This window comes from uncultured Clostridium sp. (assembly GCF_947072515.1).
Classification (GTDB): domain Bacteria; phylum Bacillota; class Clostridia; order Clostridiales; family Clostridiaceae; genus Clostridium.
Map to the genome: position 1 here is coordinate 25,851 of NZ_CAMTIG010000009.1, position 25,273 is coordinate 51,123.

The following is a 25,273-nucleotide window of genomic DNA, read 5'->3' on the forward strand; positions in this document are numbered from 1 at the left end:
TATCACTAATTAGTGATATATTAAATGTATGGAAAACAGAGTTGATAAAAATAATAATTTAAATTTAAACCTAAAAGCATTGATAGCTTTAAGTAGGGCGGAACAAAAAGTTCATCAAAAGGAATATGTAACTATAAAGGAGTGTGGACTTACTGTATCACAGTTTGGCGTATTAGAAGTACTTAATCATAAAGGTGATTTAAAAATATGTGACATTATTGAAAAAGTACTTGGAACATCAGGAAATATAACTGTTGTAATAAAAAACCTTGAGAAAGATGGACTTATAAAAAAGTATCCAGATCCTGAAGATAAAAGAGCTGTGCTTATTAGTATAACTGAAAAAGGAAAAAACATTATAGATAATATGTTTCCAAAACACTTGGAAAATATAAATAATATTTTTTCAGTTTTAACTGATGAAGAAAAACAAGATTTAATAAAAATAGCAAAAAAACTAACAAATAGATAAAAATTTTTAAAAATATATCACTAATTAGTGCTATATAAGGAGTGGAAAAGATGTTAAAAAAGATGAATAATATAGATATGGGAAAAAGTGATTTAGGTTGGCTTCAAAGTTCATTCCATTTCTCTTTTGCAGAATATTGGAATCCATATAATATGGGATTTGGAAAACTTAGAGTTTTAAATGATGATTTAGTAAAACCAGGAACAGGGTTTGATACACATCCACATCAGAATATGGAGATTATTTCATATATTGTTTCAGGAGAAATAACTCATGGAGATAGTATGGGGAATAAAAGAAGTCTTACTAGAGGAAATGTTCAGTATATGAGTGCTGGAACAGGAGTGTTACATAGTGAACATAACTATGGAGATGAAATGTTAAGACTTTTACAAATATGGATTTACCCAGATAAAGCTGGATATACACCTAATTATGGAGATTATGAATTTGATTGGAGTTTAAGAGAAAATAAATGGCTTAATATCGTTTCAGGAAAATCAGGAAATGCTCCAATTAAAATAAATCAAGATGTAAATGTATATGTATTAGCTTTAGATAAAGATAAGGAAATAGAATTTGAAGTTAAACAAGGCAGACAAGCATATTTAGTTCAAATAGAAGGTAAGGCAAAGATAAATTCAGTTGAACTTGATGCAAAAGATGCATTAGAGATTGTTGAAGAAGATATAAAAATAGTTGCAGAAGAAAAATCTCACTTTATTGTAATAGAAATGAAAAAAGAATAATTTATACTTTAATATTACTAATGATTGAGTGAATAAAGATTTTAAATTTAGAAAAAAATATAGATTAATGGTGGAAAAATGATTAAAGGAATAATTAAATTTTTTAAAAATAATGGAAAAGAGGAAAAGAATATGAAAAAAGTATTATATGTAACAGCAAACCCAAAGGCAGAAAACAAATCATTTGGATTACAAGTAGGAAGAAAGTTCATTGAAGAATATAAAAGATTAAACCCAGAAGACGAAGTAACTGAAATAGAAGTGTATGATGTAAATGTACCTTTAGTTGATAGAGATATTTTATCAGCATGGGATAAACTTGCAAACGGAAGTGAATTCTCTGATTTAACAAAAGAAGAAAGTGAAAAACTTACTAGATTTAATGAGTTTACTGAACAATTTATGTCAGCAGACAAGTATGTATTTGTAACACCAATGTGGAATTTAGGAATTCCAGCAATGATGAAAGCTTATTTAGATACAGGAGTAGTAGCTGGAAAGACATTTAAATATACTGCGAATGGACCAGTTGGATTATTAGAAGGTAAAAAAGCAGTTCATATTCATGCAACAGGTGGAGTATATTCTGTAGAACCAGGTAAATCAGTGGAACACAGTGATAGTTATGTTAGAACTATAGCTAACTTTATTGGAATTAAGGATATTCAAAGCATTTTAGTTGAAGGAATGGCATATTCACCTGATAAAGCAGAAGAAATAAAAGATAAAGCTATAGAAAAAGCTATAGATGTAGTTAAAACTTTTTAGATCTTAAAAATAAAAAAATGGAAAATACTTGAAATTTAAAACCCATAAGAATATAATGTATTTAAAGCTATTTCTTTGTGATATGGACAGAGAAATAGCTTTAATTTTTTGTGTATAAAAATAGAAAGGAGTGAATTTATGAGAAATATAAAAATTGCATTGCTTGGGTTTGGAAATGTTGGAACAGGGGTATTTAAAATATTTAATACAAATAGAGAGGAGATTTTTAAACGTTCTGGATGTAATATAGAAATAAGTAAAATATTAGTCAGAGATAAAGAAAAAGAGAGGAGTGTATATGCCCCTAAAGAACTGTTTACAACAGATTTTAATGATATTTTAGAGGATGATGACATTAAAATTATAGTAGAAGTTATGGGTGGAGTTGAAAGTGCAAAAGAATATATTCTTAAAGGAATGGAGAAAAGAAAGCACATAGTTACAGCAAATAAAATGCTTTTAGCCCTTGAAGGAGATATTCTTTATAGGAAGGCTGATGAAAATAGCGTAGGATTAAATTATGAAGCTAGTGTAGCTGGTGGGATTCCTATAATTGGTGGGATAAATGAGGGGCTTGCAGCAAATAAAATCCAAAGTCTTTATGGAATAATAAACGGAACTACTAACTATATTTTAAGTAAGATGCAGTTTGAAGGGAAAGCTTTTGAAGAAGCCTTAATGGAAGCAAAGGAAAAGGGATATGCAGAAGCAGATCCAACATCAGATATAGAAGGATACGATGCGCAATATAAGGTAGCAATTTTAGCTTCATTAGCATTTGGAACAAAGATAGATGTAAAGAATGTATATAGAGAAGGAATTTCTAAAATAACTAAAAGTGATATAGATTGTGCAAATGAATTTGGCTATGTAATAAAACTATTAGGAATAATAAAGGAAGTAGATGATGAGTTAGAGCTTAGAGTACATCCAACTATGATTTCTAAAAGGCATCCTTTAGCAAATGTTAATGATTCATTTAATGCTATATTTGTTAAAGGAAATGCAGTAGGAGATTTAATGTTTTATGGAAAAGGTGCAGGAGATTTACCTACAGGAAGTGCTGTTGTAAGTGATATAATTTCAATAGTTAGAAATAATATTGTAATAGAATCAGAAGAATTAGTAACTAAAAATAATCTATGGAAGAGAAGAATAAGAGAGTTTAAGGATATTGAAAGCAAATATTATACAACTATATCAGTAGAAGATAAAATAGGGGTCTTGGGTAGAGTAACTACTGTTTTTGGAGAAAATAATGTAAGTGTAAAGTTTATTGCACAAAGAGAGGTAAAGGATAATTTTATAAAGCTTGTAATAACTACACATGAGACAAAAGAGAAAAATATAAAAGTGGCAATTAAAAAATTAAAGGAATTAGAGAAGATTTGTACTATTCATAATGTGATTAGAATAGAGGAAGTTTAAGAAAATGAAGAGCTTTTTTTAAGGCTCTTTATTTAATTTTCTTTTTATAAAATGAATAGAAAAGAAATAAAGTATTAAAAAAAATACTTAAAAGAAAATAAAATGATAACGTATAAACAACAATATAGCTAGTAAATTCAGTAGAAAAAGGAATAAAAAAAATATATAAATAGGTAATTACTTATATAAAGTATAAAATAATAAGTAAATTGACATATTCTCTAATAGAGAATAAGATGAATAAGGATTTATAAATAAATTAGAGTTTTTTAGGAAGTGATAGAATGAAAGAATTAATCCAATTGTTTTTAACATTCTTAAAAATAGGCGCAACTACTTACGGTGGTGGTTATGCAATGATAGGAATTATGGAAAACGAAATTATAATAAAAAAAGAATTTTTAGATATAGAAAGTTATATGGATATTATTACAGTGTGTCAAAGTTTACCGGGGCCATTAGCAATAACATCTACAGCATTTATTGGATACAGGCTTAAAAAGTTTCCAGGAGCTATAGCATGTCTTTTAGGAATGCTTATTCCTTCTTTTATAATTATATTTTTAGTAGCAACAATATTTATGAAATTTGAATCAAATATTTATGTACAACATGCTCTAAAAGGTATAAAAGCAGTTGTTCCAGTACTTGTATTTATAGCAGTTATAAAGTTTTGGAAAAGACTTAATAAGAATATACATAACATTTTATTTGCAATAATAATGTTTATTGCATTAGAATATTTTAAAGTAAATCCAGCATTAATTATTATTTTTTCTGCCATCTATGGAATTGTTGTATATGGAGTTAAAGGAAAAAAGGATGGTGAAGAGTAATGGGTGTGATAATAAAATTATATTTAGCATTTTTAAAAATAGGAGCATTAGCCTTTGGTGGTGGATATGCAATGCTTCCTTACATAAAAACTGTTTTAGTAAACCAAAATCATTGGCTTACAGCTGAAAAGTTAAACTCATACATAGGACTTGTACAAATTTCACCAGGACCATTCACAACAAATTTATCTGTATATGTAGGATTTAAAACAGCAGGTATTTTAGGAGGTCTTGCAGCACTTTTAGGTATAGCAACAGTACCATTTTTATTAGTAACAGTTGTTTATTTAATATTTAGTAAGGTTCAGCATGCAACAGCATGGCAAAATGCCTTAATAGGAATGAAACCTGCAATCATAGCTCTTATACTTAGCGCTTTAATTTCAGTTTCAGGAGTAGATGTATTTCATATAAGAGAAATAATAATAACAGCTGTTGGGGCGTACTTGCTATTTGTAAGGAAGGTTCAACCAGTATATATTATTATTATTGCAGCAGTACTTGGAATAATATTATACATGTAGAAATTAAAGTATAAATAAAAATAAGAAATTTTAATAAGGTGTTTAATTACATCTTATTTTTTGCATTTTTATACAAAAATATTTAAAATCTGTTTCAAATAAAACTAGGTAATGAATTTTTTTAACAAAAAGGGCGAAAATTTATATTTATATTAAGAAAATACGATATATACTAAAATAAATTTAGTTAAATGATATAATGATTAAAAGATTTTAAAAAATCTTTTAGGGTTTGTAAAAAATAAGTAAGGCTTTAAGTTACAGAATAAAACAAAACACAGGAGGATTTATGGTAATATTAATACCTGCATACAAACCAGATGAAAAATTAATAGAGTTGATAAAAAATATAAAAGAAAAATGTGACTATAAGATAGTAATTGTTGATGATGGTAGTGGTATAGAGTATGCTGAAATTTTTAAGAAGGCAGAGAAGCAAGGCTGTTATATAGTAACACATGAAGAGAATAGGGGAAAAGGCAGAGCATTAAAAACGGGATTTAATTATATAAAAAATTTAAATGATATTCAGGGAATAGTTTGTGCAGACTGTGATGGACAGCATTTACCAAAGGATATTATAAAAATTGGGAATGCTATAAAATTGCATAAAGATTGTATAATATTAGGATCAAGAAAATTTACGGGGAAAGTTCCTTTAAGAAGTAAGCTTGGAAATACAGTAACAAGAGGATTGTTTACTATAATAAGTGGGATAAAAATACATGATACGCAAACTGGATTAAGAGGATTTTCGATAGATATGATTCAGTGGCTTACAGAAATTAAAGGTGAGCGATATGAGTATGAAATGAATATGTTATTAGAGGCAAAGAGTCTTAATTATGGGTTTATTGAAATAGATATTGAAACTGTTTACTTAGAAGAAAATAAGAGTTCTCATTTTAATCCAGTAAAAGATTCTATAGCTATTTATTTACCAATAATAAAATTTAGTATTTCATCAATAATTTCAGCAACAATAGATTACGTTTTATTAGGAGTAATATTACTTATGACGAAAAATCTATTTTTGGCTGTAGTTGGAGCAAGACTTTGTAGTGCAACATTTAATTACTTAGCAAATAGACTAGTTGTATTTAATAAAAATAATAAAGATAAAATGTATAAATCTTTATGGAAATATGCATTGTTAGCAGCTTTTATAATGCTACTTAATTATGTAGTTATATACTTCTATATAAATGAATTAAAATTAAATTTATATGTAGCAAAAGTACTAACAGAAGTTACAATATATTTCTTTAGTTATACAGCACAAAAAAGATTTGTATTTAGAAGATAAACTTAGAATATTTAGTTCTCATTTTTTATGGAGTATAATGTAAAATAATATATTTAAATAAAAAGGAGAGAAAAATGAAAGATTATAGAGACGAAGATATAGAATATGTAAGAAAAGAAGCAGAAACTTTATATGAATCTATGTTTTCAGATACTGAAATATTAGACAGTAAAAAGCAAGTTTATGGAATGATTTTCAATAATATAAAGATGATATTTGGTTGTCAGATTGGTGGCATTGAAAATCTAGAGTTAAGTAAAGATGAAATAAAAAAAATTATTAAAGATGTAGTTGATAATAACAAAAGAAAGTTAAATTATAAAAAAGATTTATAGAGTAAATTAAAAAGAATTCTTTTAAGGATTCTTTTTTTTATAGATAATTAAGAAATTTTATATTATTTTTGCATAGATATTAAAAGAAGAAAAAAATTTATGGAGGGAAAAAATGAATAAATGTGAGGAAATAAAAAAGGAGAAAGCTGAATTATTAGAAAGCAATTCAAACTTAAATGAGCTTATAGATTTAGATGAAATTACTAAGGGATATAAAATTTTCACTAATATAGATTCTTTAAGACATGAAAAGGCATTTGAGTTTTTTAGTAAACTTTCAGAGAGTTTAGTGAAGAATAACAATAAGCTTCTTATACCGTTAAAAGGAATAAGAATAATGGAAGATAATTCAGACAGCTTAGATTTAGAAGAAGGATTAGAATGGAAAAAAGGGATAGATATATTAAAAAATATCCAAGAAAATGGAGTGCTAGATGTGAGAGGAGAGGAAACAGATGGGCATTTGAATAATTTAATTCAATATGTTTTTGCAAAGCATAGAATAAGTAATAATTTATTATTACTAACACAAAATGAAAATTTAGCTTATGACATATTAGAACTTAATAAATCTAGGACTGTAAGAGGAAATAAAATTGAAGTCTATAAAATAAATGGAAAAGGAAATGCTGAAAGGTTTGAAACTAACAGTTAGAGTACTAGCAAAGCATTTAGCTAAAACAGATGAAGAAATGTTGTTTATGTTAAAAGAGGTAGGCATTTTAGTAGAAAACTCAGATAGTCCATTAACAAATGTGCAAATATATAGTTTAAAAAGATATATAAAAGAAATTAAATTTAAAGAAAGAAGAGAAAAAAGAATATATGTGTATGTTAAGGGAAAAAAGTATGAATTAAAAGAAAAGATTGGTGATGGCGGAGAGGGACAGGTTTATAAAATAGAGAATAAAAAAGTTTGTAAAATTTACAATAAAGTAGATAAGTTAAAAGAAGAAAAATTAAGATTAATGATAGATAGAAATCTTGAGTATGAGGGAATATGTTTTCCAAAAGATATTGTATACAACTTTGAAGGCGAAGTTATAGGATATATTATGAATGAAGCAAAAGGGGTTGAAATGCAGAAATCTTTAATGGGAAAAAAACAAATAGAAGAATATTTTCCAAGTTTAAAAAAAAGGGATATGGTAGAACTAGGAGTGACTATTCTTAAAAAGGTTGAATATTTGCATAAACAAAAAATCATTTTAGGAGACATTAATCCAAGAAATATTTTAATTTGTTCACCGAGAGAAGTTTATTTTGTGGATACAGATAGCTATCAAATAGAAAGTTTTCCATGTTGTGTTGGAAGTACTGTATATACAGCTCCAGAAATACAAAGAAGAGATTTCAATAATTTTTTGAGGAGCTATGGAAATGAGAATTTTGCAATAGCAACTCTTTTATTTATGATAATGGTTCCAGGAAAACCACCTTACTCAAAAAAGAATGGGGAGGATATTGTAAAAAATATTTTGAATATGGATTTCTCATATCCAATGAAAGATGGAGAAAATGAAAATATTCCAGAGGGATTATGGCAATATTGTTGGAGTCATTTACCATTATATATAAAGAGGGCTTTTTATAAAACATTTAAAAAAGGTGAAGATTATAATAAGGAAAAAGAGAGGATAGATGCTTCTAAATGGAGAACATATATGGAGAAGTATTTAAAATTTATTGATGAGGGAAAAATAGAAAAAAATGATGAAATGTCTTTGGAAATATTTCCAACAAGATATAAAAAACAAAAAGAAGAAATTGATTATGAAGAAGAAGGAAAGTATAGATTGATTTTCAGAAAATTACTTAATATTTAGGGGGAAAAGGATGTTAGAAGAATTATTAAAATTAGAGGATTTAGTTAATAATCCAACAGCAAGAATACCAGTATGTTTATGTTTAGATACAAGTGGATCTATGGATGGAAAGCCGATTAAAGAATTAAATGATGGAATAAAACTTTTTTATGAGGCTATTGAAGAGGATGAAATAGCAAAATATTCTGCGGAAGTTTCTATTGTTAAGTTTGGTGGAGATGCTAAATGCATAGAAGGATTCTCTAGTTTAGAAAATAGACAGATTGGAGGAAGTTTAAATGCTATAGGGGGAACTCCAATGGGAGAAGGTGTAAATATAGCTTTAGATTTATTAGAAGAAAGAAAAAAAGAGTATAGTGAAAATGGAGTAGATTATTATCAGCCATGGTTAGTTTTAATGACAGATGGACAACCGAACGGACTAAGAAAAGAGCTAGAAAGAGCTATCGAAAGAGTAAATAAACTTGTAGATGATGGAAAACTTACTGTATTCCCAATAGCAATTGGTGAAAATGCAGATATTAAGGTTTTAGAGAGATTTTCAAAAAATAGAAAGCCTTTAAAATTACAAGGACTTAGATTTAAAGAGTTTTTTGCATGGCTTAGTAAAAGTGTTAGCAATACTTCAAAGTCTATGGTAGGAGATAAAATAAAATTAGATATAGAAGGCTTAAAAGGATGGGCAGAATTATAGATGTGGAAAATGGTTTCTTATGAAGCTTGTGGTAGAGGACATTTAAAAGAGAATATTCCTTGCCAAGATAAAACTTTACAAAGGCGAGAAAGAGATATTGCATTAATAGCATTAGCAGATGGAGCAGGTTCTTGCAGTAAGTCAGATTTGGGAGCTGATATTGTGACTAAATATGGAGCAGAAATAGTAAAAGATAATTTTGATGAATTTATAAAAGAAGAAAATGGTATGAAAGTAAAGAAGAAAATTATAGATTTATTATTAAAAGAACTAGAAAATAAATCAGTAGAATTAAAATGTAGTATTAAAGATTTATCATCAACGTTTTTATTAGTTTGTGTAAGGGGAGAAGAGTTTTTTATTGGACATCTAGGAGATGGAGTTATCGGAGTTTTAAAAGAAGAAAAGCTTAAAGTAATATCAAATCCAGTAAATGGGGAATTTATTAATAATACTGTCTTTGTAACATCAAGTCTTGCATATAAATATATGCAAATTTATAGAGGGAATATAAGTGATATTGATGGATTTGTCCTTTTATCGGATGGAACTTGCGAAAGTTTGTATGATAAGCGAAAAAAGAAGCTCTCTATTGGAATAAAAAAGATTATGGATTATTTAGGCATCTTAGATGAAGAAAAGATAAAAATGAATCTAATTAAAAGCTTTGAAAACTTAATTTTAAAAAAGACTTTAGATGACTGTAGTATAGGAATAATGATTAAAAAAAGTTATGGAGAAAAAGTTTATAAAAATCTTGAAGCTGAAGAGAAATTAAAGATATTTAATTTAAAAGGAAATAATGGAAAGTTTAAGGCGAAAAAACTTTATGAATATGAAAAATTACTACAGTTATTAAGTGAAAAGCCTTTAAGTAGAAAGGAAATTTATAAGAAGATAAGTTTAAAAAATAGATATTTAAGAAAGGAAATAAGAGCATTAGAAAACAATGGATTAGTTACGTCCTTTAATGATGAATATTATAGTAATATAAAATTATAGAAATAAAAGGAAAATAAGGTAAAGTGTAGAATATTTAAATATATTGAGATGATTTGTAGTAGATTTAAATATTAATAAGAAGGGACGATTTTTATGATTTGTAACACAATTATTGCTATAGTAAAGGGGAAAAACTTTGCAATAGAAAAAGTAACTAAATCTTTAGATGAAAATGCTATTCCATATGAAAATATTTTTGATTTAACATACTATGCAAATGTAAAAGCAAGTATGGTAGACACATTAGTTTGTGTTGAAACTTTAGAACCAAATTTAGCAACAAAAACATTAAATAAAATGGATGGCATATTAGTAATGCCAACAGGCTTGAGATAATAAGGGGAAAGGCTACAGTATAAGGGGTACTGTAGCCTTTTAATAAGGGTTTATTAATAGTGATTATTTTTTTGAGTTTTTAATTATTTTTTGCCATTACGCATAAGAACAGCTTCATCCATAACGTCAATTCTTCTTTTTACGTTTCCTTGCATTTCAGGATAAAGTTCTTCCCAAGCTTTCTTGGCATAAGGAGTGTAATTTTTTGAAAGCTCTTCAAGCTCTTTTTGAAATTTTTCATCTTCAAGCATAGCTCTAGCACTTTCATCAGTTGGTCTTGCACCAACTTCTTTAACAATCTTTCTAACCACAGTAGGATTATCAATCATCATACAAGGTTTTAAAAGATTTTTGCTGTAAGGTTGATGTTTTAATAAAGTTTTGAAAAAGGTACCTGCAAAAATTTCTTTAAGAGATTTTTCTCGTATATTATCTACAGTAAAATGTGCAAATACACAAGGTTCAACATCACCAGATGCAGTTATATGACAGTAATAAGTACCTGCTATACAACCACCAACATATGGTGAATCATTGAAAAAGTCTACTGTTAGATATGGTTTAGTATGTCTAATTTCATTAGTTCTAGTACCGAGTCTCAATCTTTGCTTAGGGGTAAGCATTAAAGAAGTATCTGGTTTAGAACCAATAGGCATAAACATAAAGTACCATCCTATAAATGCACCTTTAGATATAGCAAGATCTATAAAATCTTCTGAAATAACTGTATCTACATTTGGTTTACCAGTAGCGGAAGAAATACCAAATGGTATCTTTCTAGCTTTAAGCTTATCCATACCTTCCATAACTTTTTGGTAAACGCCTTCTCCACGTCTTGAATCAGTATCTGACTCATAACCTTCAAGAGAAAACATAGGTAAAACATTCTTTAATTTAAAGATTTTATCTGCAAATTCATCATTAAATAATGTTCCGTTTGAGAATGTTAAGAATTCTACATCAGGATATTTTTCATAAATTTTCCACATAAAGTCTACAAAATAAGGTTCTCCTCCTAATACGAACATGAAGTGTATTCCGAGATCTCTAGCCTGTGAAACTATGCTATCTACTTCTTCAAAGCTTAACTGTTTACATTTATCCCAGTCATTAGCATAACAACCTACACATCTTAAATTACATTTCATAGAGGGACTTATTAAAAGTGCAAAGGGTACACGTCCACCTGTTTCTTCATAGAATTTATTACGGATTTCTCCACCTTCCCAGATACCTTTAAGAACAAAGTTTTTAAAAAAAGTTTTTACGATTTCTGGATCAATTTCATCGCCAACTCTAGCTAAAAGTTCTTTTACAGAAGGAACATCATTATAGAAGTGTTCTAAAAGTTCTACACCTTGTTTGTCGTAAGGGCTTTTAACAAGCTTCTTAGCAATGCTTATAATTTTTCCTACATTTTTTTCTGGATTTTTTTCTATATATGATAGAAGTTGTTCCAAAATAATTTTTTTCATTTTCTTCACCCCATAAAATATATTTGATTTTTAAAACTTTTGGAATATTTCCTCTTCGCTAATAGTTATAGCACAAAAAAATTAGAATAAAAAATTGGATAATTTATTAATAAAAGATAAAGTCAAAAAGGAAAGAATAAAAAAATTTTAAAAACAGCAATCGTTATATAATTCACAATCTTAGCACTGAAAAGTTACATAGCATTACATAAGTTCTTTAAAAATACATAATTTTTCTTAAAAAACAATAAAAAATATCATAAAAACAAACTTTAATTATGAATAAAATATATACTATAAATAAAAATCAATAAAATAATAATTTACAAAAGTTACAAATAATACTTTAAATAAACAGTTAAGTTATAAAATTAAAAAAATAGAAAAGAATTATAAGGAAAAATAAATATAAAAAATTACAAAAATGAATAGATAAAGCGAAAAATAGAGATATAGTTTTTATTTTTTTAACAAAAAGATATGCGTAAAATATATATAATTGTAAATAAAAAGTGATTTTAAGTACATATACTGCTATGGAGATAATAAAGATAAGTAGATTAGGTTTAAAAAATAAATTAAGAAAATAATTATTAAAATGAAGATTTAGAAATTTATTATAGAGAGAAGTTAGTAACTATTGAAGGAAAAAAAATATATGTTACAATATTATTATGAAATAATAGATATTAGTTAGGAGAAAATATATGTTGAATATAGGAAGTCACTTATCAACCACTAAAGGTTTTGAACATATGGGAAAAGAAGCAGTGAGTATTGGAGGAAATACATTTCAGTTCTTTACGCGTAATCCAAGAGGTGGAAAAGCAAAGGATATAGATCAAAAAGATGTAGATGGACTTTTAAAAATAATGAAAGAAAATAATTTTAGTCAAATTTTAGCTCATGCTCCATATACATTAAATGCTTGTTCAGGAACAGAAAGTACAAGAGTATTTGCTGTAGAAACAATGAAAGATGATTTAAGAAGAATGGAATATCTTCCAGGGAATTTATATAACTTTCATCCAGGAAGCCATGTAAAACAAGGTGTAGATGTTGGAATTAACTATATAGTAGATATGTTAAATGAAGTTTTGACAGAGGAACAAACAACAACAGTTCTTTTAGAAACAATGGCTGGAAAGGGAACAGAAGTTGGAAGAAATTTTGAAGAAATTGCAGAGATTATAAGCAGAGTAAATTTAAAAGATAAAATGGGTGTTTGTTTAGATACATGTCATGTACATGATGGTGGATATGATATAGTAAATAATTTAGATGGAGTTTTAGATGAATTTGATAGAATCATTGGATTAGATAGATTAAAGGCAATTCATTTAAATGATAGTAAAAATATCGTAAATAGTCATAAAGATAGACATGAAAAAATTGGTGAAGGAGAAATTGGATTAGAAGCAATTGAAAAAATAATAAATAATCCAAGATTAAAAGGGATACCATTTTTCTTAGAAACACCAAATGAAATTGATGGATATGAAAAAGAAATCCAACTTTTAAGAGGTTTATATAAAGAAATCTAATTTTTTAGAAAAATCTTGATTTAAATCAAGGTTTTTTATTTTTTTATATGATAATATTATTGTATAAATGACATAGGTTTTTTAGTTGAATTCAATACACACTATTAAATCATTAATGCAAGTAAAGTTTATTTGCATAGCGACATATATTACATTAAAAATTTCAGTCTATATATATAAATATATAGAGCCTTTACAAAAAAACAGACTGGTTATTTCCAGTCTGTTTTTTTGAATCTTTTTTAAAGATAGCAAAGCTGTTGCTTACAATATAAGCAACCTATTCTTTCTCTAACATAATTTAAATCATTAATAATAAATAATCCATTTTTTTTATCTAAAATACCTTCTTTCCGCAAAGAAGAGAGTGTTCTAGAAACAGTTTCTTCAGTTACATCTAAGCATTTTGCAATGCTGGTATTGAAAATTTTCTTGCTGATGATAAACTTGTTATTTTCTTCAATTCCATAAGTGTTATAAGCTCTTACAAGTATCGATAAAATTGCATCTTCTGTATTTAAAAGTTGAATGTCACGAAGTTGATAAAAGTTCTTTTCATAAAAGACACCATAAAATTTAAGAAGTTTATAAACTAGCTCCTCATTTTTAGAAATAATATTAGTAAAAGTTTCATTAGAGATAAATTCTAATGTAGCACCATGAGATGCTGTTATATTAAAAGATGAAATAGCCTGTGGATTAGGAATAGTATCCTGAAAAACACCACTTAAAAATATAATAGCTCCAGAACTATAACAACCTAAGGAAATTTCTTTTCCATTTTTTAAAGAATTATTATAGTTTATTATTCCATCCGTAACAATTGCTATTTTTTGATCAGAATATTCATCTAAAAAAAGAATTTCTCCTCTTTTGATTGCAACTTTTCTACTTGGATAATATAATAAGCTATCTGCTAATTCTTTTCTGCCAAGCATGTAATTATCCATTTTAACACCTCCTAAATTTAATATAATTATAACACAACTAATAAAAAAATATGGTTACAATATAAATATACAAAGTAAAGGAGCATTTAGATATGGGATTTATAGATAAAATGAATAAAGACGAAAGTGAAGATAGAAAAATAAAAATGGAAAGTTCAAGGCTACCAGTTAGGAACATGCTTAAAAAGGGATTACCATTAGATTTAATCGCAGAACTTTTAGGTGTAGACTTGGATATTGTTAAAGCTTTAGATGAAGAAAAAAGATTAGAAGAATAAAAATTGAAATTATCATATAGATTTAAAGGAGTATCTTATTAAATTTATGTGATAATTTTTTTTATAATGGAATTAAAAGTTATTTAAAAGTTTAGAATAAAAAGATGAAGGTATTTAAAGGAAAATAATATAATAAAGAAAACTGATAAAAAATATACTAAAAGAAAATTTATAAAATAAAAATTAAAGTTACAAAAGGGGAGGAAGGCTATGAAAATTGGACTAGTGTTATCAGGTGGTGGAGGAAAAGGTGCATATGAATTAGGAGTTTGGAAAGCTTTAAAAGAATTAGAACTAGCAAAATATATTCAAGTTTTTTCAGGCACATCAATAGGGGCATTTAATGCAGTTTTATTTGCACAAGATGATATGGATTTAGCAGAGGCATTATGGGATGAAGTTACGATGGAAAAGCTTGCTCCGATTAGTAAGGCTCAACTGTTAAAGAAAGGTTTTGAGTTAGTAATTGGTGGAATGCATATGGAGCTTATAAAAAAGAGAATGTCGAGACTTATGGAAACAGGTATTGCACCTAAAGATGGAGCAATAGATATAATAGATAGATATTTAATGGTAGATAAGGTTAAAGAAAAAAAGAAAATATGCTATGCTGCATGTACGCAATTACCAGATTTTAAGCCTAAATATTTTAAATTAAATGATTATGATGATAATATTGCGAGGGAAATAGTTACAGCTTCAGCTACATTACCAAGAATTTATGATTGCACAGAAGTCCTTGGAGATAAATATATAGATGGAGGAATTACAGATAATACACCAGTACTTCCAGTATATAATGAAAAATGTGACATTATAATAGTTGTTCTATTATCAAGGGACTCAAAAATAGATAGGAGTTTATATCCAGACGTACAAATTATAGAATTATATCCAAGACATTTAAATGAAAATACTATTAAAGGAACATTAAATTTAGATGCAGAATCTAAAAAAATAAGAATTGATGAAGGATATAGGGATACTATTGAAATATTAGAACCAGTTATGGAAATGACAAAATTAAAAATTAGAATGGAAGAAGAAGAAAAGAATCCTAAACTATATAAGACATATAATTGGTTGAAAAGAAAAATGAAGAAGGAAGAGTAAGCTAAAAGTAATTTTAAAATCAAAAAAACTTCCAATACTTAGTTTTTATGGATAATAAATATCTAAAAATAAAAAATATTGACTATATCAGAGTAATATAGTATGATATAAATAAATTAAGATAAAATTTGGAGGGATTAGGATGAGTAAAATGATATGTACATGCTTAGGCATTGATGAAGATACAATAAAGGAAGCTATTGCAAATGGTGCAGATAGCGTAGAAGCAATAGAAGAAGTTACAGGAGCAGGTTCTTGTTGTGGAGTTTGTGTTCCAGAAATTGAAGGAATACTTTTGAAAAAATAAATATAAATAATAAGTGCTGTTACAAAATATTTTGTAACAGCTTTTTTGTTTTATGAAAATTACGTGGAGAATATCTTTAATAAGTAGCAAATTATTTATTTTGGGTTATACAATTAGTATTAAATAATAATAATTATTAAATAATTATTAACAAAGGGTAAAACGTAATGACAAGAATAAATACATAAAGTACAATGGCAATGCAGTTGAAAAGTGATTTTATATTTGAAGTTATCAGAATATCAGAAATTTTCTGTAATAATAGCGTTGATTTAAGAAATACTATTATTAAACGAACTAATAGAAGGAGATAAAAATGAGCGATTCAAAAAACAAAAGAACGGTTATCCTTATTGGAACAATGCTTGCACAATTAGGATTAGGAACTCTATATACGTGGAGTTTATTTAATAAACCATTAGGCGATTTACATGGATGGTCAGTAGAACGGGTAGTTCTAAGTTTTTCTATAACAAGTTTTTCTTTAGCTATAGGAACTCTGTTTTCAGGAAAGTTACAAGAACTCTTTGGAATAAAAAAAGTTACTATTATATGTGCAGTAGTATTAGGAGCTGGACTTATTATTGCACCTAGAATGAATTCATTAACTTTATTATACATATTTGCAGGAGTAGTAGTTGGATTAGCAGATGGAGTAGCATATATGCTAACCCTTACTAACTGTATTAAATGGTTTCCAGAAAAAAAGGGGGTTATTTCAGGAATATCGATAGGATGCTATGGGTTAGGAAGTCTAATATTCAAATACATAAACTCATGGTTTCTTAAAGAATTTGGAGTTGTAAATGCATTTACATATTGGGGAATCTGTGCTTTTATATTAGTATTTATAGGTGGTGTTCTACTTAAAGATGCAATTGTTAAACATATAGGAGAAAATAGAGCTATGGTAGGCGGAAGAGAATATAAAAGGAGTGAGTTATTTTCTTCACCACAAGCATATCTTCTATTTATAGCATTCTTAGCTTCTTGTTTAGGAGGATTATATGTTATAGGTGCGGCTAAAAACGTTGGGATGACATTAGCTCATTTAACAGCTGTTGATGCAGGAAATGCAGTTGCAATAATTGCTATATTTAATACGATTGGAAGATTTGTTCTTGGAAGTCTTTCAGATAAAATACAAAGAACAAAAGTTGCAGCAATAGCTTTTGCAATAATAATAATATCATCAATTATTCTTATATTTGCTCCTTTAAACTATGAATTATTCTTATTATCAGTTGGGGGAATTGCATTTTCATTTGGAGGAAATCTTACAGTATTCCCAGCAGTAGTTGGTGAATATTTTGGATTAGCAAATAGTAGTAAAAACTACGGTATTATTTATCAAGGATTTGGAATTGGAGGCTTACTTGGTGGAGTTGTAGCGAATGTAATGGGAGGATTAAAACCAACATTCTATTTAGTATTAGTTTTAGGAATAGTAGCATTCTTAATAATGTTATTTATAAAAGCACCAAAGGATGCCATAAGAAGATAATTTAAAATAGAGACTATATCAAAAGAAGCTTTTTGATATAGTCTCTATTTTTGTATAGGAAAATAATTAACATATACATGGGTGAGTATGGTTTAATATAAAAGGAGGTAAAGAAGATGAATAATAAATGTTTTGAAATCTATTCAGAAAATATTTTAATTAGATTTTTTTCGATAATACTAATGGTGATTTTAAATTTAAATGAAAATATTGATATATTTTATATAGTAACGTATTTATTGATTTTATTTATCTTAACTTTAGGACAAGAAATGGTGAAAAATAAGAATCTTAAAATGTTATATTATTTTTTAGCTATAGTATCGGCTATAATATTTTTTAAAATAGATTATATTATAGGAGTAATTACTATAATATGTTTAATATCAGAAGTTATAATAGAATTTAAGTATGGAATAATTCTATGGATAACAGCACTCATTTTCTTTGCATTATATAGTGTCTATATAGTAGCTGTTGAAAATGGTCTTATTTGTTTAATAGTAGGGATATTGAATATATATGTAATAAAAACTATTTACAAATATAGGATGTTAGCTAAAAGAGAAAATGAAAAGTTAGAAGAAATAAAAGAAAAATTTTATAGAAACATGCAAGAGCATAATAAATATAAAGATTTAAGTGAGCAAAATATAAGAATGGCAAAGCTTGAAGAACGTAATAGAATAGGAAGAGAAATGCATGATAAAATAGGGCATGTTTTAGCTGGTTCTATAATGAGACTTGAAGCATCAAAGATCATTTTAAATTCTGATAAAGAAAAAGGTGTCTCAATGATGGATGAATCTATTGAGAATCTTAGAGAAGGAATGAATGATATAAGAGAGATAATTCATAAAATAACGCCTAAAAGAGATGAGATTGGAATAAATAGAATAAAAAATGAGCTTAATGAGAAATTTGTGAATAGTGGAGTTAAAATTAGCTTTAATACTTTGGGTGATTTAGATAAAATATCTTTTAATAAGTGGATAATATTTGAAAGAATAGTAATGGAGTTATCGACTAATACATTAAAATATGCAGAGTGTAAAAATGTAGTCCTTTCCTTTGAAGTTTTAAATAAGATAATAAGATTTAGCTTTAAGGATGATGGGATAGGAAATATGAATTTAAAAAAGGGATTTGGACTTAGTAAAATAGAAGAAGAAGTTATGAATAATAATGGTATTATGACTATTAATTCGTTAAATGGATTTCAAGTTATAATTACATTGAAGATAGAGGAGTGATATTTTGATTAGAATTATAATAGCTGATGATGATAGCTTAATAAGGGAAAGTTTAAAAATAATATTAGATATTGATAATGAAATTGAAGTTTTAGAAACTTTTGAAAATGGATTAGATGCTCTTAATTATATAAATAATAATGAAGTGGATATAGCATTGCTAGATGTAAGAATGCCTATACTAAAGGGTGTAGAAATAATTGAAAAGATAAAAGGAGATACTAAAGCTATAATATTAACTACTTTCGATGAAGATGAGTATATAAGAAGAGCAATACAAAATGGAGCTAAAGGATATCTTTTGAAAAATACAGCACCAGTAAAGATTATAGAAACTATAAAAATGGTGTATGGAGGTAACTCTGTTATACAGTCTGAAGTTCTAGAAAAAATAAAGTTAGGTTTTAATAATGAAATAAAGGAAGAAAAAGAAGACTTGTCTCTTTTCACAGAACGTGAAATTCAAATAATAAAAAAGATAACAGAAGGCCTTAGTAATAAGGAAATAAGTAAAAGTTTGTTTATATCAGAAGGAACAGTGAAGAATTATATAACTTCTATATTACAAAAAACTAATTTAGATCACAGAACTCAAATTGCAATTAAATATTTAAAAAAAGTTTAGCTTATATGACTTTCGTCATATAAGCTTTATTACTTTATTCAGAGTTCAAATTAAAAATTGTTAGTTATACTTATATTAAAGAATTAAGTATAGGAGGAAATAATTATGGAAGCTATAAAGCTAGAAGGTTTAGGAAAAAGTTTTGGAGATTTCGTAGCAGTAGATAATATCACAATAGATATAAAAGAAGGAGAAATTTATGGGCTTTTAGGTCCAAATGGAGCAGGAAAAAGTACAACTATAGGAATTATATGTGGGCTTTTAAGACCTTCAAAAGGAAAGATATCTATTTTAGATACTGATGTAACTAAAAGTATGAAAAATATGAATAAAGAGATAGGACTTGTGCCACAAGAAATAGCTCTTTATGGAGACTTAACTGCATGTGAAAATCTAAAGTTTTTTGGTGAACTTTATGGATTAAGAGGAAAAGAATTAGGAAATAAAATAGAAGAAGTTTTAGAATTTATAGGACTTACTGATGTAAAAAATAAAAAAGCTAATGAGTTTTCTGGAGGAATGAAAAGAAGGTTAAATATTGGATGCGCATTAGTTCATTCTCCTAAAATAGTAATAATGGATGAGCCTACTGTAGGAATTGATCCACAATCTAGAAATCATATATTAGAATCAGTAAGAAAATTAAATAAAAAAGGTGTAACAGTGGTTTATACAACTCACTATATGGAAGAGGTAGAAACTATATGTGAAAGAATTGCAATTATAGATAAAGGAAGAGTAATTGCAGAAGGCTCAAAAGATGATCTTAAAAATATAATTAGTGATACACATTTACTTTCATTAACATTAAGTAATATTGAAGAGATAAATGAAGAAGAAATTCATTTTATAAATGGAGTTACTAAGGTTTCTATAAAGGATAATGTATTAGAAATTTCATCTTCAAAAGAAATAAATAATTTAAATAAAATTATTGAATATGTAGGTAGTAAAAATACTGAAATACTTAATATAGAACAAAAGGCAGTAACGTTAGAAACTGTATTCTTAGCATTAACAGGAAGAAAACTCAGAGATTAGGAGGGAAATCCATGATTGGAATTATAAAAAATGTAATTTTAAGAAATTTTCGAAGTCCTAAGTATTTAATATTTAGTGCCTTATTTCCTATTTTTTTAATCTTAATAATAGGTGGACTTCTTAGTAATACAGGAAATAATGATGTGAAAAATTCAACTACGAATGTATATTATTCAATTAGTAATGCATCAAAAAATACTACTGAGGCTTTTAATATAATGAAGGATAATCTTAATAAGGGTGATGTGAAATTTAATTTTATTAAGAGTGATAATGAGAGCAAAGCATTAAATAATGTTAAGTTAAATGGTGATGTATATTTAAAAATAAATAATAATAATGCTTCTATATATACTACAGCACAAGATGATACAAGTTATATTTATTTAAAATCAGCTTTTGAAGGAATAAATAAAAGTATAGTAGTGGCAAATGAAGTTTATAAAGCAGATTATTTAAATGGGAATAGTATTATGAAGGAAACGAGTAATATTCCATTAGAAATGAAATCAAAAACACAAGCACCAACAGGGTTTAATTATTATTCAATAGTTGAAATAACAATGATGTGTTTATATATTGTATCCTTCCCGATTTCAGGATATTTTTATGATAAGAAAAAGAAGGTAAAAGAAAGAATCGCATTGTCAGGAATAACAACTAGAAAGTATATAATAGGAAGTACGCTAGGGTATTTTATACTTTCATTTGTAATTACTGCACCAGAATTTTTATTTTCTAACTTTATTTTAAAATCTAACTGGGGAACACATAAACTTTTATATTATGTAGCAATAGAATTATTAGCATTTATGTGTATATTAATTGGAACATTAATAATTACTGTTATAGAGGATAAAGAAAAGATTCAATCCATAATACAAGGAGCTATTTTACCTATATTATCGTTTTTAGGAGGAGCATATGTTCAATTACCTTATAGCGGAAAAACAGATTTATTTGGATATATAACTTATATATCTCCACTAAGATGGATAAATAAGGGGATATTTTTAAGTATATATAATGGAGAAAATACTTTATTAATAAATACAATGATAGGCTTTGTTTTAATAGGTATAGTTTTATTAGGACTAATATTAGTATTAGCTAAGAAAGAAGAGGTAAGAATATGAATGGTTTAATTATGATGATAAAGCACAATTTAAGATTTATGATAATAAAGAAGAAAATGAGCTTTATAATTACAATAATAATACCTATAATTGCTGTTCTTCTAACTTCAAAAATATTAATAGGAAGTTCTAATGGACTTAAAGTAGGAGTGATAAATACTGATAATAGTAAAGCTAGTAACTATATAGTTAGTTTATTAGATAATAATGATAGTATTTCTACGGTTAAAAACACATCTATAAATGAATTAAATACAAGCTTTAGTGATAATAGTGTTCAAGCAGCAATTGTTATAGATAAAGGATTTGAAAAAGGTTTAACAGAAGGAAAAATAGAAAATATAAAGATTATTGGAAAAGATGGAGATGGAACTTATAAAATCGTTAAAGGAATCGTAAGTTCCAATTTAGATAATATGTTAAGACTTGGTAGTATATCAAAAGGAAATGAAAATAATTTTAATACGCTACTAAGTAAATATGAAAAAAGTAGTTTAAATATAAAGAGAGAAAATATAGCAAATTTAAATTTAGATTATACAAAGACAGCAATATTTATCGGGTTCTTAATTATGTTTATTTTCTATAGAGCTATGTTTGGAGCAGAAAGAGTAAATGAAGATAGGGAAGAAAAAGTATTTACAAGAGTTTTTGTATCATCTATTAAACCATGGCAATATTATGGTGGAAATGTAATAGCCAGTTTAGTTGGAATTAGTATTCAAATTGTATTAGCAGTATTAGTAGTAAAAAATGTAGCTAATTTGAATTTTGGTATGAGTAACTTAGTATTATGTACAATACTTATACTGGCTGGACTTGTAGCTGTTTCAGTAGGAACTGTATGTATCTCTATAACAAGAGATTCACAAGAAGCAGCTTTATTAAGTAATATTGTAGTATTGATGTTAGTAATGATAGGTGGATGTTTTATACCAGTAAGTGTTTTTCCAGCTGTAATGAATACTATATCTAAATTTCTACCAACTAGATGGATTTTAGATATGATCTATAATATACAAAATGGGCAAAGCTTCATGCTGCAATGGCATTATATAATAATGGTACTCTTATTAAGTTTTGCATTATTACTTTTATCAGCATATTTTACAAAAAGAAAAGATAAGAGTTTTTTAGAAATTTAAAATTAGATAGAAATTTACCTTATAACTTAACCTTAAGTTGTAAGGTTTTTTTATTTTTAGAGATATAAAGAATAGAAAATGTTGGAAAAAATTTGGATATGAATTATAATCATCATATATGAACAAAATGTTAACTGAAATAGGGGGGAATTGATGTTTAACTTTTTTAATAATAAGAATTTTTTTAAAGATAAATTTAACTTTAAAAATGATTGTTATATTCAAATAGGTTCTGATAGTGAGGAGAAAGTAGAAATAGTAGATGAAAATGATATTATAAATAACTTAGGAAAATTAAGTTTAGATGAAAAAGTGTATTCAAATTTTAGTAAAGGTAAAGTAATAATAAAAGCTTTTAATTTTGAAAAGAATATTCAAATTACAGATTTTTTATCTGAAAAAACGTTGGAAATAGATAAAGGGATAGAGATATTTAAAAAAATAAATAGTGATGTCCAAATAAAGGTTTTAGGAAATATAAGTATATCTGGAACAGAAAGTATAAGGGTAAAAGATAAATTAATTCAATTCAAAGAGAAGGAATTTATAGAGCTAGCTTATAAAAATAGTTTAATAGAAGAAGTTTTAATTTTAGATTTAGTAGATTTAGTTTACTTAGGAGAAGCATTTTTAACTAAAAGAAAAAAAGAGTTTGTTTATATAACAGTATCAGGACAAGCTATAAGTAAAAATTGCATATTAAAAGTAAAGATAGGTGAGAGATTAGAGACTATTTTTAATGAATTAAGTGGTGATAAAGAAAAGCTAAGTAGTATTGTAAGTGGTGGATTTATAAAAGGGATTCCTAGAAAATCTTTAGATGAAAAAGTGGAAGAAAGAGAAAGAGGATTATTATTTCTTACTGAAAAAGAATCAAATATAGGGGAAAGAAAATCTTGTATAAGATGTGGAAGATGTTTAAAAGCATGTAATGAAAAATTAAATCCTACAAAACTTGTAGACCTTTACAAGAGAGGAGATAAAGAAGAATTTCTTAAATTTGGAGGAATGAAATGTATAGAATGTGGATTATGTACAATAGTTTGTCCTTCTAATATTGAAATTAGTCATAGCATAAAAGTTTGTAAATTAGGGTTTAAGAGTAAAGATAAAATAAAAGTTAGGAGTGAGAGTTTTGTCTAAGGGGTTATTTAGCGTATCACCGGGACCGTATATAAGGAAAGGAAATTGTGTAAATAAGATAATTTTAGATTTTATTATAGGGTTAGTACCAGCTACTATTGCAGGGTTATATTTTTATGGTGTAGATGGATTCAAAATAATATTAGCAGCACTAGTGACTAGTATTATAGCAGAGGGAACTTGGAATAAATTGATTTTAAAGAAAAAATTCTTTGATGATTTAAGTCCCATTTTAAATGGACTTTTATTGGCACTTATAATGCCTACATATGTTCCAATGTGGATTGTAGTAATTGGAAGTTTATTTGGAGTTATAGTAGTGAAAAAGTTTTTTGGTGGCTATGGGCAAAATTTTATGGAACCTACAGCTGCAACGAAAGCATTTTTAATTGCCTCTTGGGCATCTGTTATGGCAAAGCCAGTGACGGAGTCAGTTGGAGTTACATCAGAGGGAGTAACATTAATCCATAAATTTATTGGGCAACCCGTAGGTAATATAGGTGAGGGATCTATATTAGCGATTTTAATTGGAGGAGTTTATCTCTTATTAAGAGGAAGAATAAGTATTAGAGCACCTTTTGCATTTATTGTAGCAGCAACAGTTTTTTGTGTTTATAATGGTAAACCGTATCTATTACCAGGTGCATTTTATTTTTCAGCTATATTTTTAGCAACAGATTATGCAACATCACCAATAACTAATTGGGGACAAGTTATCTTTGGAAGTTTAGCAGGAATTTTAGCAGCAGTAATAGCAGTTAAAGGATATAATCCAGAAGGCCCTTATTATGCAATTATTATAATGAATCTTGCAGCTCCATTAATTGAATATTTAACAACTAAAACTTATAAAAAGGGGTGTGTTAAATAATGAGAGAAAACTTAAAACTTGGAGGAATATTATTAGGCGTAACAATGATAGCGGGGATTCTTTTAGGTGCAGTAAATAATTTGACTAAAGATGCTATTTTAGAAAATTCAAAAATAAATAAAGATGATTTACGACTTATTATGAAGGAAGCAAATAAGATAGAAGATACAGACTTTGAATTAGGAGAAGATGATGGAATAAAGGAAGTTTATTTAGCAAAGTCTGAAGATAAAGAAGTTGGATACGTATTTAAAGTTACGACTAAAGGATTCCATGGACCTATAGATATGTTTGTAGGAGTAGCAGAAGATAAATTAAGTGGGATGAAAATATCATCGCATACTGAAACACCAGGGCTTGGAGCTAGAATTGAAGAGGAAGAATTTAGAGCGGAATTTACAGATAAACTTATAGAAAAGAGTCTAGAAATAGTTAAAATGGAGCCAGCAGAAGAACATCAAATAGATGGAATATCAGGAGCTACTGTTTCCTCTAAAGCAGTGGGGACAGCTGTAAATGAAGTTATAAATTTTTATAGAGAAAATATAAAAGGTGAGGAAGTAGATGATGAAATAGATGCTACTACTGGAGCTAGTGAATCAGATTGGTAGG

Annotated in this window: 28 protein-coding genes; 26 read left to right on the top strand and 2 right to left on the bottom strand. The window is 27.0% G+C overall.

Annotation, left to right across the window (positions count from 1 at the left end):
* Positions 1–28: 28 nt before the first annotated feature.
* The 13 genes from Q0W06_RS05190 (at position 29) to Q0W06_RS05250 (ending at position 10,276) form a co-directional block, all read left to right on the top strand.
* A complete protein-coding gene (locus Q0W06_RS05190; RefSeq protein WP_297632336.1) occupies positions 29–472 on the top strand; it encodes a MarR family transcriptional regulator in 444 nt (147 codons plus the stop codon).
* A 50-nt stretch (positions 473–522) separates the two neighbouring features.
* Positions 523–1,221, top strand: a complete 699-nt coding sequence (locus Q0W06_RS05195) for a pirin family protein (RefSeq protein ID WP_297632339.1) — start codon at positions 523–525, stop codon at positions 1,219–1,221.
* 132 nt (positions 1,222–1,353) lie between these two features.
* On the top strand, positions 1,354–1,989 hold the full coding sequence (locus Q0W06_RS05200) for an FMN-dependent NADH-azoreductase (RefSeq protein ID WP_297632342.1): 636 nt from the start codon (positions 1,354–1,356) through the stop codon (positions 1,987–1,989).
* A 138-nt stretch (positions 1,990–2,127) separates the two neighbouring features.
* Complete coding sequence (locus Q0W06_RS05205; RefSeq protein WP_297632345.1) at positions 2,128–3,417, top strand: homoserine dehydrogenase; 1,290 nt, start codon at positions 2,128–2,130, stop codon at positions 3,415–3,417.
* A 284-nt stretch (positions 3,418–3,701) separates the two neighbouring features.
* On the top strand, positions 3,702–4,253 hold the full coding sequence (locus Q0W06_RS05210) for a chromate transporter (RefSeq protein WP_297632348.1): 552 nt from the start codon (positions 3,702–3,704) through the stop codon (positions 4,251–4,253).
* On the top strand, positions 4,253–4,777 hold the full coding sequence (locus Q0W06_RS05215; protein WP_297632351.1) for a chromate transporter: 525 nt from the start codon (positions 4,253–4,255) through the stop codon (positions 4,775–4,777). The genes Q0W06_RS05210 and Q0W06_RS05215 overlap by 1 nt, the downstream gene beginning before the upstream one ends.
* A 289-nt stretch (positions 4,778–5,066) precedes the next feature.
* The gene (locus Q0W06_RS05220; RefSeq protein WP_297632354.1) at positions 5,067–6,083 is read left to right on the top strand and encodes a bifunctional glycosyltransferase family 2/GtrA family protein; all 1,017 of its coding nucleotides are present in this window, start codon (positions 5,067–5,069) and stop codon (positions 6,081–6,083) included.
* A 74-nt stretch (positions 6,084–6,157) separates the two neighbouring features.
* Positions 6,158–6,418: a hypothetical protein gene (locus Q0W06_RS05225; protein ID WP_297632357.1), complete on the top strand. Its 261-nt coding sequence runs from the start codon at positions 6,158–6,160 to the stop codon at positions 6,416–6,418.
* 112 nt (positions 6,419–6,530) lie between these two features.
* Positions 6,531–7,073: a hypothetical protein gene (locus tag Q0W06_RS05230; protein ID WP_297632360.1), complete on the top strand. Its 543-nt coding sequence runs from the start codon at positions 6,531–6,533 to the stop codon at positions 7,071–7,073.
* Positions 7,057–8,244 (top strand): protein kinase, encoded by a 1,188-nt coding sequence (locus Q0W06_RS05235; RefSeq protein WP_297632363.1) that lies wholly within the window; start codon positions 7,057–7,059, stop codon positions 8,242–8,244. The genes Q0W06_RS05230 and Q0W06_RS05235 overlap by 17 nt, the downstream gene beginning before the upstream one ends.
* A 10-nt stretch (positions 8,245–8,254) precedes the next feature.
* A complete protein-coding gene (locus Q0W06_RS05240; RefSeq protein WP_297632366.1) occupies positions 8,255–8,938 on the top strand; it encodes a VWA domain-containing protein in 684 nt (227 codons plus the stop codon).
* Positions 8,939–9,940 (top strand): PP2C family serine/threonine-protein phosphatase, encoded by a 1,002-nt coding sequence (locus Q0W06_RS05245; RefSeq protein ID WP_297632368.1) that lies wholly within the window; start codon positions 8,939–8,941, stop codon positions 9,938–9,940.
* Positions 9,941–10,033: 93 nt separating this feature from the next.
* Positions 10,034–10,276 (top strand): hypothetical protein, encoded by a 243-nt coding sequence (locus Q0W06_RS05250; protein ID WP_297632371.1) that lies wholly within the window; start codon positions 10,034–10,036, stop codon positions 10,274–10,276.
* Between the two features lie 83 nt (positions 10,277–10,359).
* Here the strand turns inward: Q0W06_RS05250 and Q0W06_RS05255 are convergent, their stop codons facing one another.
* Positions 10,360–11,751, bottom strand: a complete 1,392-nt coding sequence (locus tag Q0W06_RS05255; protein WP_297632374.1) for a radical SAM protein — start codon at positions 11,749–11,751, stop codon at positions 10,360–10,362.
* 707 nt (positions 11,752–12,458) lie between these two features.
* Here Q0W06_RS05255 and Q0W06_RS05260 point away from each other — a divergent pair.
* Positions 12,459–13,295, top strand: a complete 837-nt coding sequence (locus Q0W06_RS05260) for a deoxyribonuclease IV (protein WP_297632376.1) — start codon at positions 12,459–12,461, stop codon at positions 13,293–13,295.
* Positions 13,296–13,537: 242 nt separating this feature from the next.
* Here the strand turns inward: Q0W06_RS05260 and Q0W06_RS05265 are convergent, their stop codons facing one another.
* A complete protein-coding gene (locus tag Q0W06_RS05265) occupies positions 13,538–14,245 on the bottom strand; it encodes a Crp/Fnr family transcriptional regulator (RefSeq protein WP_297632379.1) in 708 nt (235 codons plus the stop codon).
* 92 nt (positions 14,246–14,337) lie between these two features.
* On the opposite strand from Q0W06_RS05265, the gene Q0W06_RS05270 reads away from it, so the two are divergent.
* From Q0W06_RS05270 to Q0W06_RS05325, 12 genes are all read left to right on the top strand, one after another.
* Positions 14,338–14,523 (top strand): hypothetical protein, encoded by a 186-nt coding sequence (locus tag Q0W06_RS05270; RefSeq protein ID WP_297632381.1) that lies wholly within the window; start codon positions 14,338–14,340, stop codon positions 14,521–14,523.
* 210 nt (positions 14,524–14,733) lie between these two features.
* The gene (locus Q0W06_RS05275; RefSeq protein WP_297632382.1) at positions 14,734–15,636 is read left to right on the top strand and encodes a patatin-like phospholipase family protein; all 903 of its coding nucleotides are present in this window, start codon (positions 14,734–14,736) and stop codon (positions 15,634–15,636) included.
* A 142-nt stretch (positions 15,637–15,778) separates the two neighbouring features.
* Complete coding sequence (locus Q0W06_RS05280) at positions 15,779–15,943, top strand: (2Fe-2S)-binding protein (protein ID WP_297632385.1); 165 nt, start codon at positions 15,779–15,781, stop codon at positions 15,941–15,943.
* Between the two features lie 316 nt (positions 15,944–16,259).
* Positions 16,260–17,447 (top strand): OFA family MFS transporter, encoded by a 1,188-nt coding sequence (locus Q0W06_RS05285; RefSeq protein WP_297632388.1) that lies wholly within the window; start codon positions 16,260–16,262, stop codon positions 17,445–17,447.
* 116 nt (positions 17,448–17,563) lie between these two features.
* Positions 17,564–18,700 (top strand): histidine kinase, encoded by a 1,137-nt coding sequence (locus tag Q0W06_RS05290; RefSeq protein ID WP_297632391.1) that lies wholly within the window; start codon positions 17,564–17,566, stop codon positions 18,698–18,700.
* 1 nt (position 18,701) lies between these two features.
* Positions 18,702–19,325, top strand: coding sequence for a response regulator transcription factor (locus tag Q0W06_RS05295; protein WP_297632507.1), 624 nt, complete (start codon positions 18,702–18,704; stop codon positions 19,323–19,325).
* Between the two features lie 105 nt (positions 19,326–19,430).
* Positions 19,431–20,366, top strand: coding sequence for an ABC transporter ATP-binding protein (locus Q0W06_RS05300; protein WP_297632393.1), 936 nt, complete (start codon positions 19,431–19,433; stop codon positions 20,364–20,366).
* 11 nt (positions 20,367–20,377) lie between these two features.
* Positions 20,378–21,502, top strand: a complete 1,125-nt coding sequence (locus Q0W06_RS05305; protein WP_297632396.1) for an ABC transporter permease — start codon at positions 20,378–20,380, stop codon at positions 21,500–21,502.
* A complete protein-coding gene (locus Q0W06_RS05310) occupies positions 21,499–22,647 on the top strand; it encodes an ABC transporter permease (protein WP_297632398.1) in 1,149 nt (382 codons plus the stop codon). Before Q0W06_RS05305 ends, Q0W06_RS05310 begins: the two co-directional genes overlap by 4 nt.
* Before the next feature lie 153 nt (positions 22,648–22,800).
* Positions 22,801–23,790, top strand: coding sequence for a 4Fe-4S dicluster domain-containing protein (locus Q0W06_RS05315; RefSeq protein WP_297632401.1), 990 nt, complete (start codon positions 22,801–22,803; stop codon positions 23,788–23,790).
* Positions 23,783–24,661: an RnfABCDGE type electron transport complex subunit D gene (locus Q0W06_RS05320; protein ID WP_297632404.1), complete on the top strand. Its 879-nt coding sequence runs from the start codon at positions 23,783–23,785 to the stop codon at positions 24,659–24,661. Before Q0W06_RS05315 ends, Q0W06_RS05320 begins: the two co-directional genes overlap by 8 nt.
* Entirely contained in the window at positions 24,661–25,272 is a 612-nt protein-coding gene (locus Q0W06_RS05325; protein ID WP_297632407.1) for an RnfABCDGE type electron transport complex subunit G, read from the top strand. Before Q0W06_RS05320 ends, Q0W06_RS05325 begins: the two co-directional genes overlap by 1 nt.
* Position 25,273 lies beyond the last annotated feature (1 nt).

What these genes read in the sequence shown, in the direction of transcription:
- Q0W06_RS05260 (WP_297632376.1), top strand. Translation starts at nt 12,459, where the DNA reads ATGTTGAATATAGGAAGTCACTTATCAACCACTAAAGGTTTTGAACAT.
- Q0W06_RS05290 (WP_297632391.1), top strand. Translation starts at nt 17,564, where the DNA reads ATGAATAATAAATGTTTTGAAATCTATTCAGAAAATATTTTAATTAGA.
- Q0W06_RS05225 (WP_297632357.1), top strand. Translation starts at nt 6,158, where the DNA reads ATGAAAGATTATAGAGACGAAGATATAGAATATGTAAGAAAAGAAGCA.
- Q0W06_RS05230 (WP_297632360.1), top strand. Translation starts at nt 6,531, where the DNA reads ATGAATAAATGTGAGGAAATAAAAAAGGAGAAAGCTGAATTATTAGAA.
- Q0W06_RS05325 (WP_297632407.1), top strand. Translation starts at nt 24,661, where the DNA reads ATGAGAGAAAACTTAAAACTTGGAGGAATATTATTAGGCGTAACAATG.
- Q0W06_RS05285 (WP_297632388.1), top strand. Translation starts at nt 16,260, where the DNA reads ATGAGCGATTCAAAAAACAAAAGAACGGTTATCCTTATTGGAACAATG.
- Q0W06_RS05210 (WP_297632348.1), top strand. Translation starts at nt 3,702, where the DNA reads ATGAAAGAATTAATCCAATTGTTTTTAACATTCTTAAAAATAGGCGCA.
- Q0W06_RS05255 (WP_297632374.1), bottom strand. Translation starts at nt 11,751, where the DNA reads ATGAAAAAAATTATTTTGGAACAACTTCTATCATATATAGAAAAAAAT.
- Q0W06_RS05190 (WP_297632336.1), top strand. Translation starts at nt 29, where the DNA reads ATGGAAAACAGAGTTGATAAAAATAATAATTTAAATTTAAACCTAAAA.
- Q0W06_RS05280 (WP_297632385.1), top strand. Translation starts at nt 15,779, where the DNA reads ATGAGTAAAATGATATGTACATGCTTAGGCATTGATGAAGATACAATA.
- Q0W06_RS05195 (WP_297632339.1), top strand. Translation starts at nt 523, where the DNA reads ATGTTAAAAAAGATGAATAATATAGATATGGGAAAAAGTGATTTAGGT.
- Q0W06_RS05300 (WP_297632393.1), top strand. Translation starts at nt 19,431, where the DNA reads ATGGAAGCTATAAAGCTAGAAGGTTTAGGAAAAAGTTTTGGAGATTTC.
- Q0W06_RS05315 (WP_297632401.1), top strand. Translation starts at nt 22,801, where the DNA reads ATGTTTAACTTTTTTAATAATAAGAATTTTTTTAAAGATAAATTTAAC.
- Q0W06_RS05275 (WP_297632382.1), top strand. Translation starts at nt 14,734, where the DNA reads ATGAAAATTGGACTAGTGTTATCAGGTGGTGGAGGAAAAGGTGCATAT.
- Q0W06_RS05220 (WP_297632354.1), top strand. Translation starts at nt 5,067, where the DNA reads ATGGTAATATTAATACCTGCATACAAACCAGATGAAAAATTAATAGAG.
- Q0W06_RS05250 (WP_297632371.1), top strand. Translation starts at nt 10,034, where the DNA reads ATGATTTGTAACACAATTATTGCTATAGTAAAGGGGAAAAACTTTGCA.
- Q0W06_RS05200 (WP_297632342.1), top strand. Translation starts at nt 1,354, where the DNA reads ATGAAAAAAGTATTATATGTAACAGCAAACCCAAAGGCAGAAAACAAA.
- Q0W06_RS05305 (WP_297632396.1), top strand. Translation starts at nt 20,378, where the DNA reads ATGATTGGAATTATAAAAAATGTAATTTTAAGAAATTTTCGAAGTCCT.
- Q0W06_RS05240 (WP_297632366.1), top strand. Translation starts at nt 8,255, where the DNA reads ATGTTAGAAGAATTATTAAAATTAGAGGATTTAGTTAATAATCCAACA.
- Q0W06_RS05265 (WP_297632379.1), bottom strand. Translation starts at nt 14,245, where the DNA reads ATGGATAATTACATGCTTGGCAGAAAAGAATTAGCAGATAGCTTATTA.
- Q0W06_RS05205 (WP_297632345.1), top strand. Translation starts at nt 2,128, where the DNA reads ATGAGAAATATAAAAATTGCATTGCTTGGGTTTGGAAATGTTGGAACA.
- Q0W06_RS05215 (WP_297632351.1), top strand. Translation starts at nt 4,253, where the DNA reads ATGGGTGTGATAATAAAATTATATTTAGCATTTTTAAAAATAGGAGCA.
- Q0W06_RS05310 (WP_297632398.1), top strand. Translation starts at nt 21,499, where the DNA reads ATGAATGGTTTAATTATGATGATAAAGCACAATTTAAGATTTATGATA.
- Q0W06_RS05270 (WP_297632381.1), top strand. Translation starts at nt 14,338, where the DNA reads ATGGGATTTATAGATAAAATGAATAAAGACGAAAGTGAAGATAGAAAA.
- Q0W06_RS05245 (WP_297632368.1), top strand. Translation starts at nt 8,939, where the DNA reads ATGTGGAAAATGGTTTCTTATGAAGCTTGTGGTAGAGGACATTTAAAA.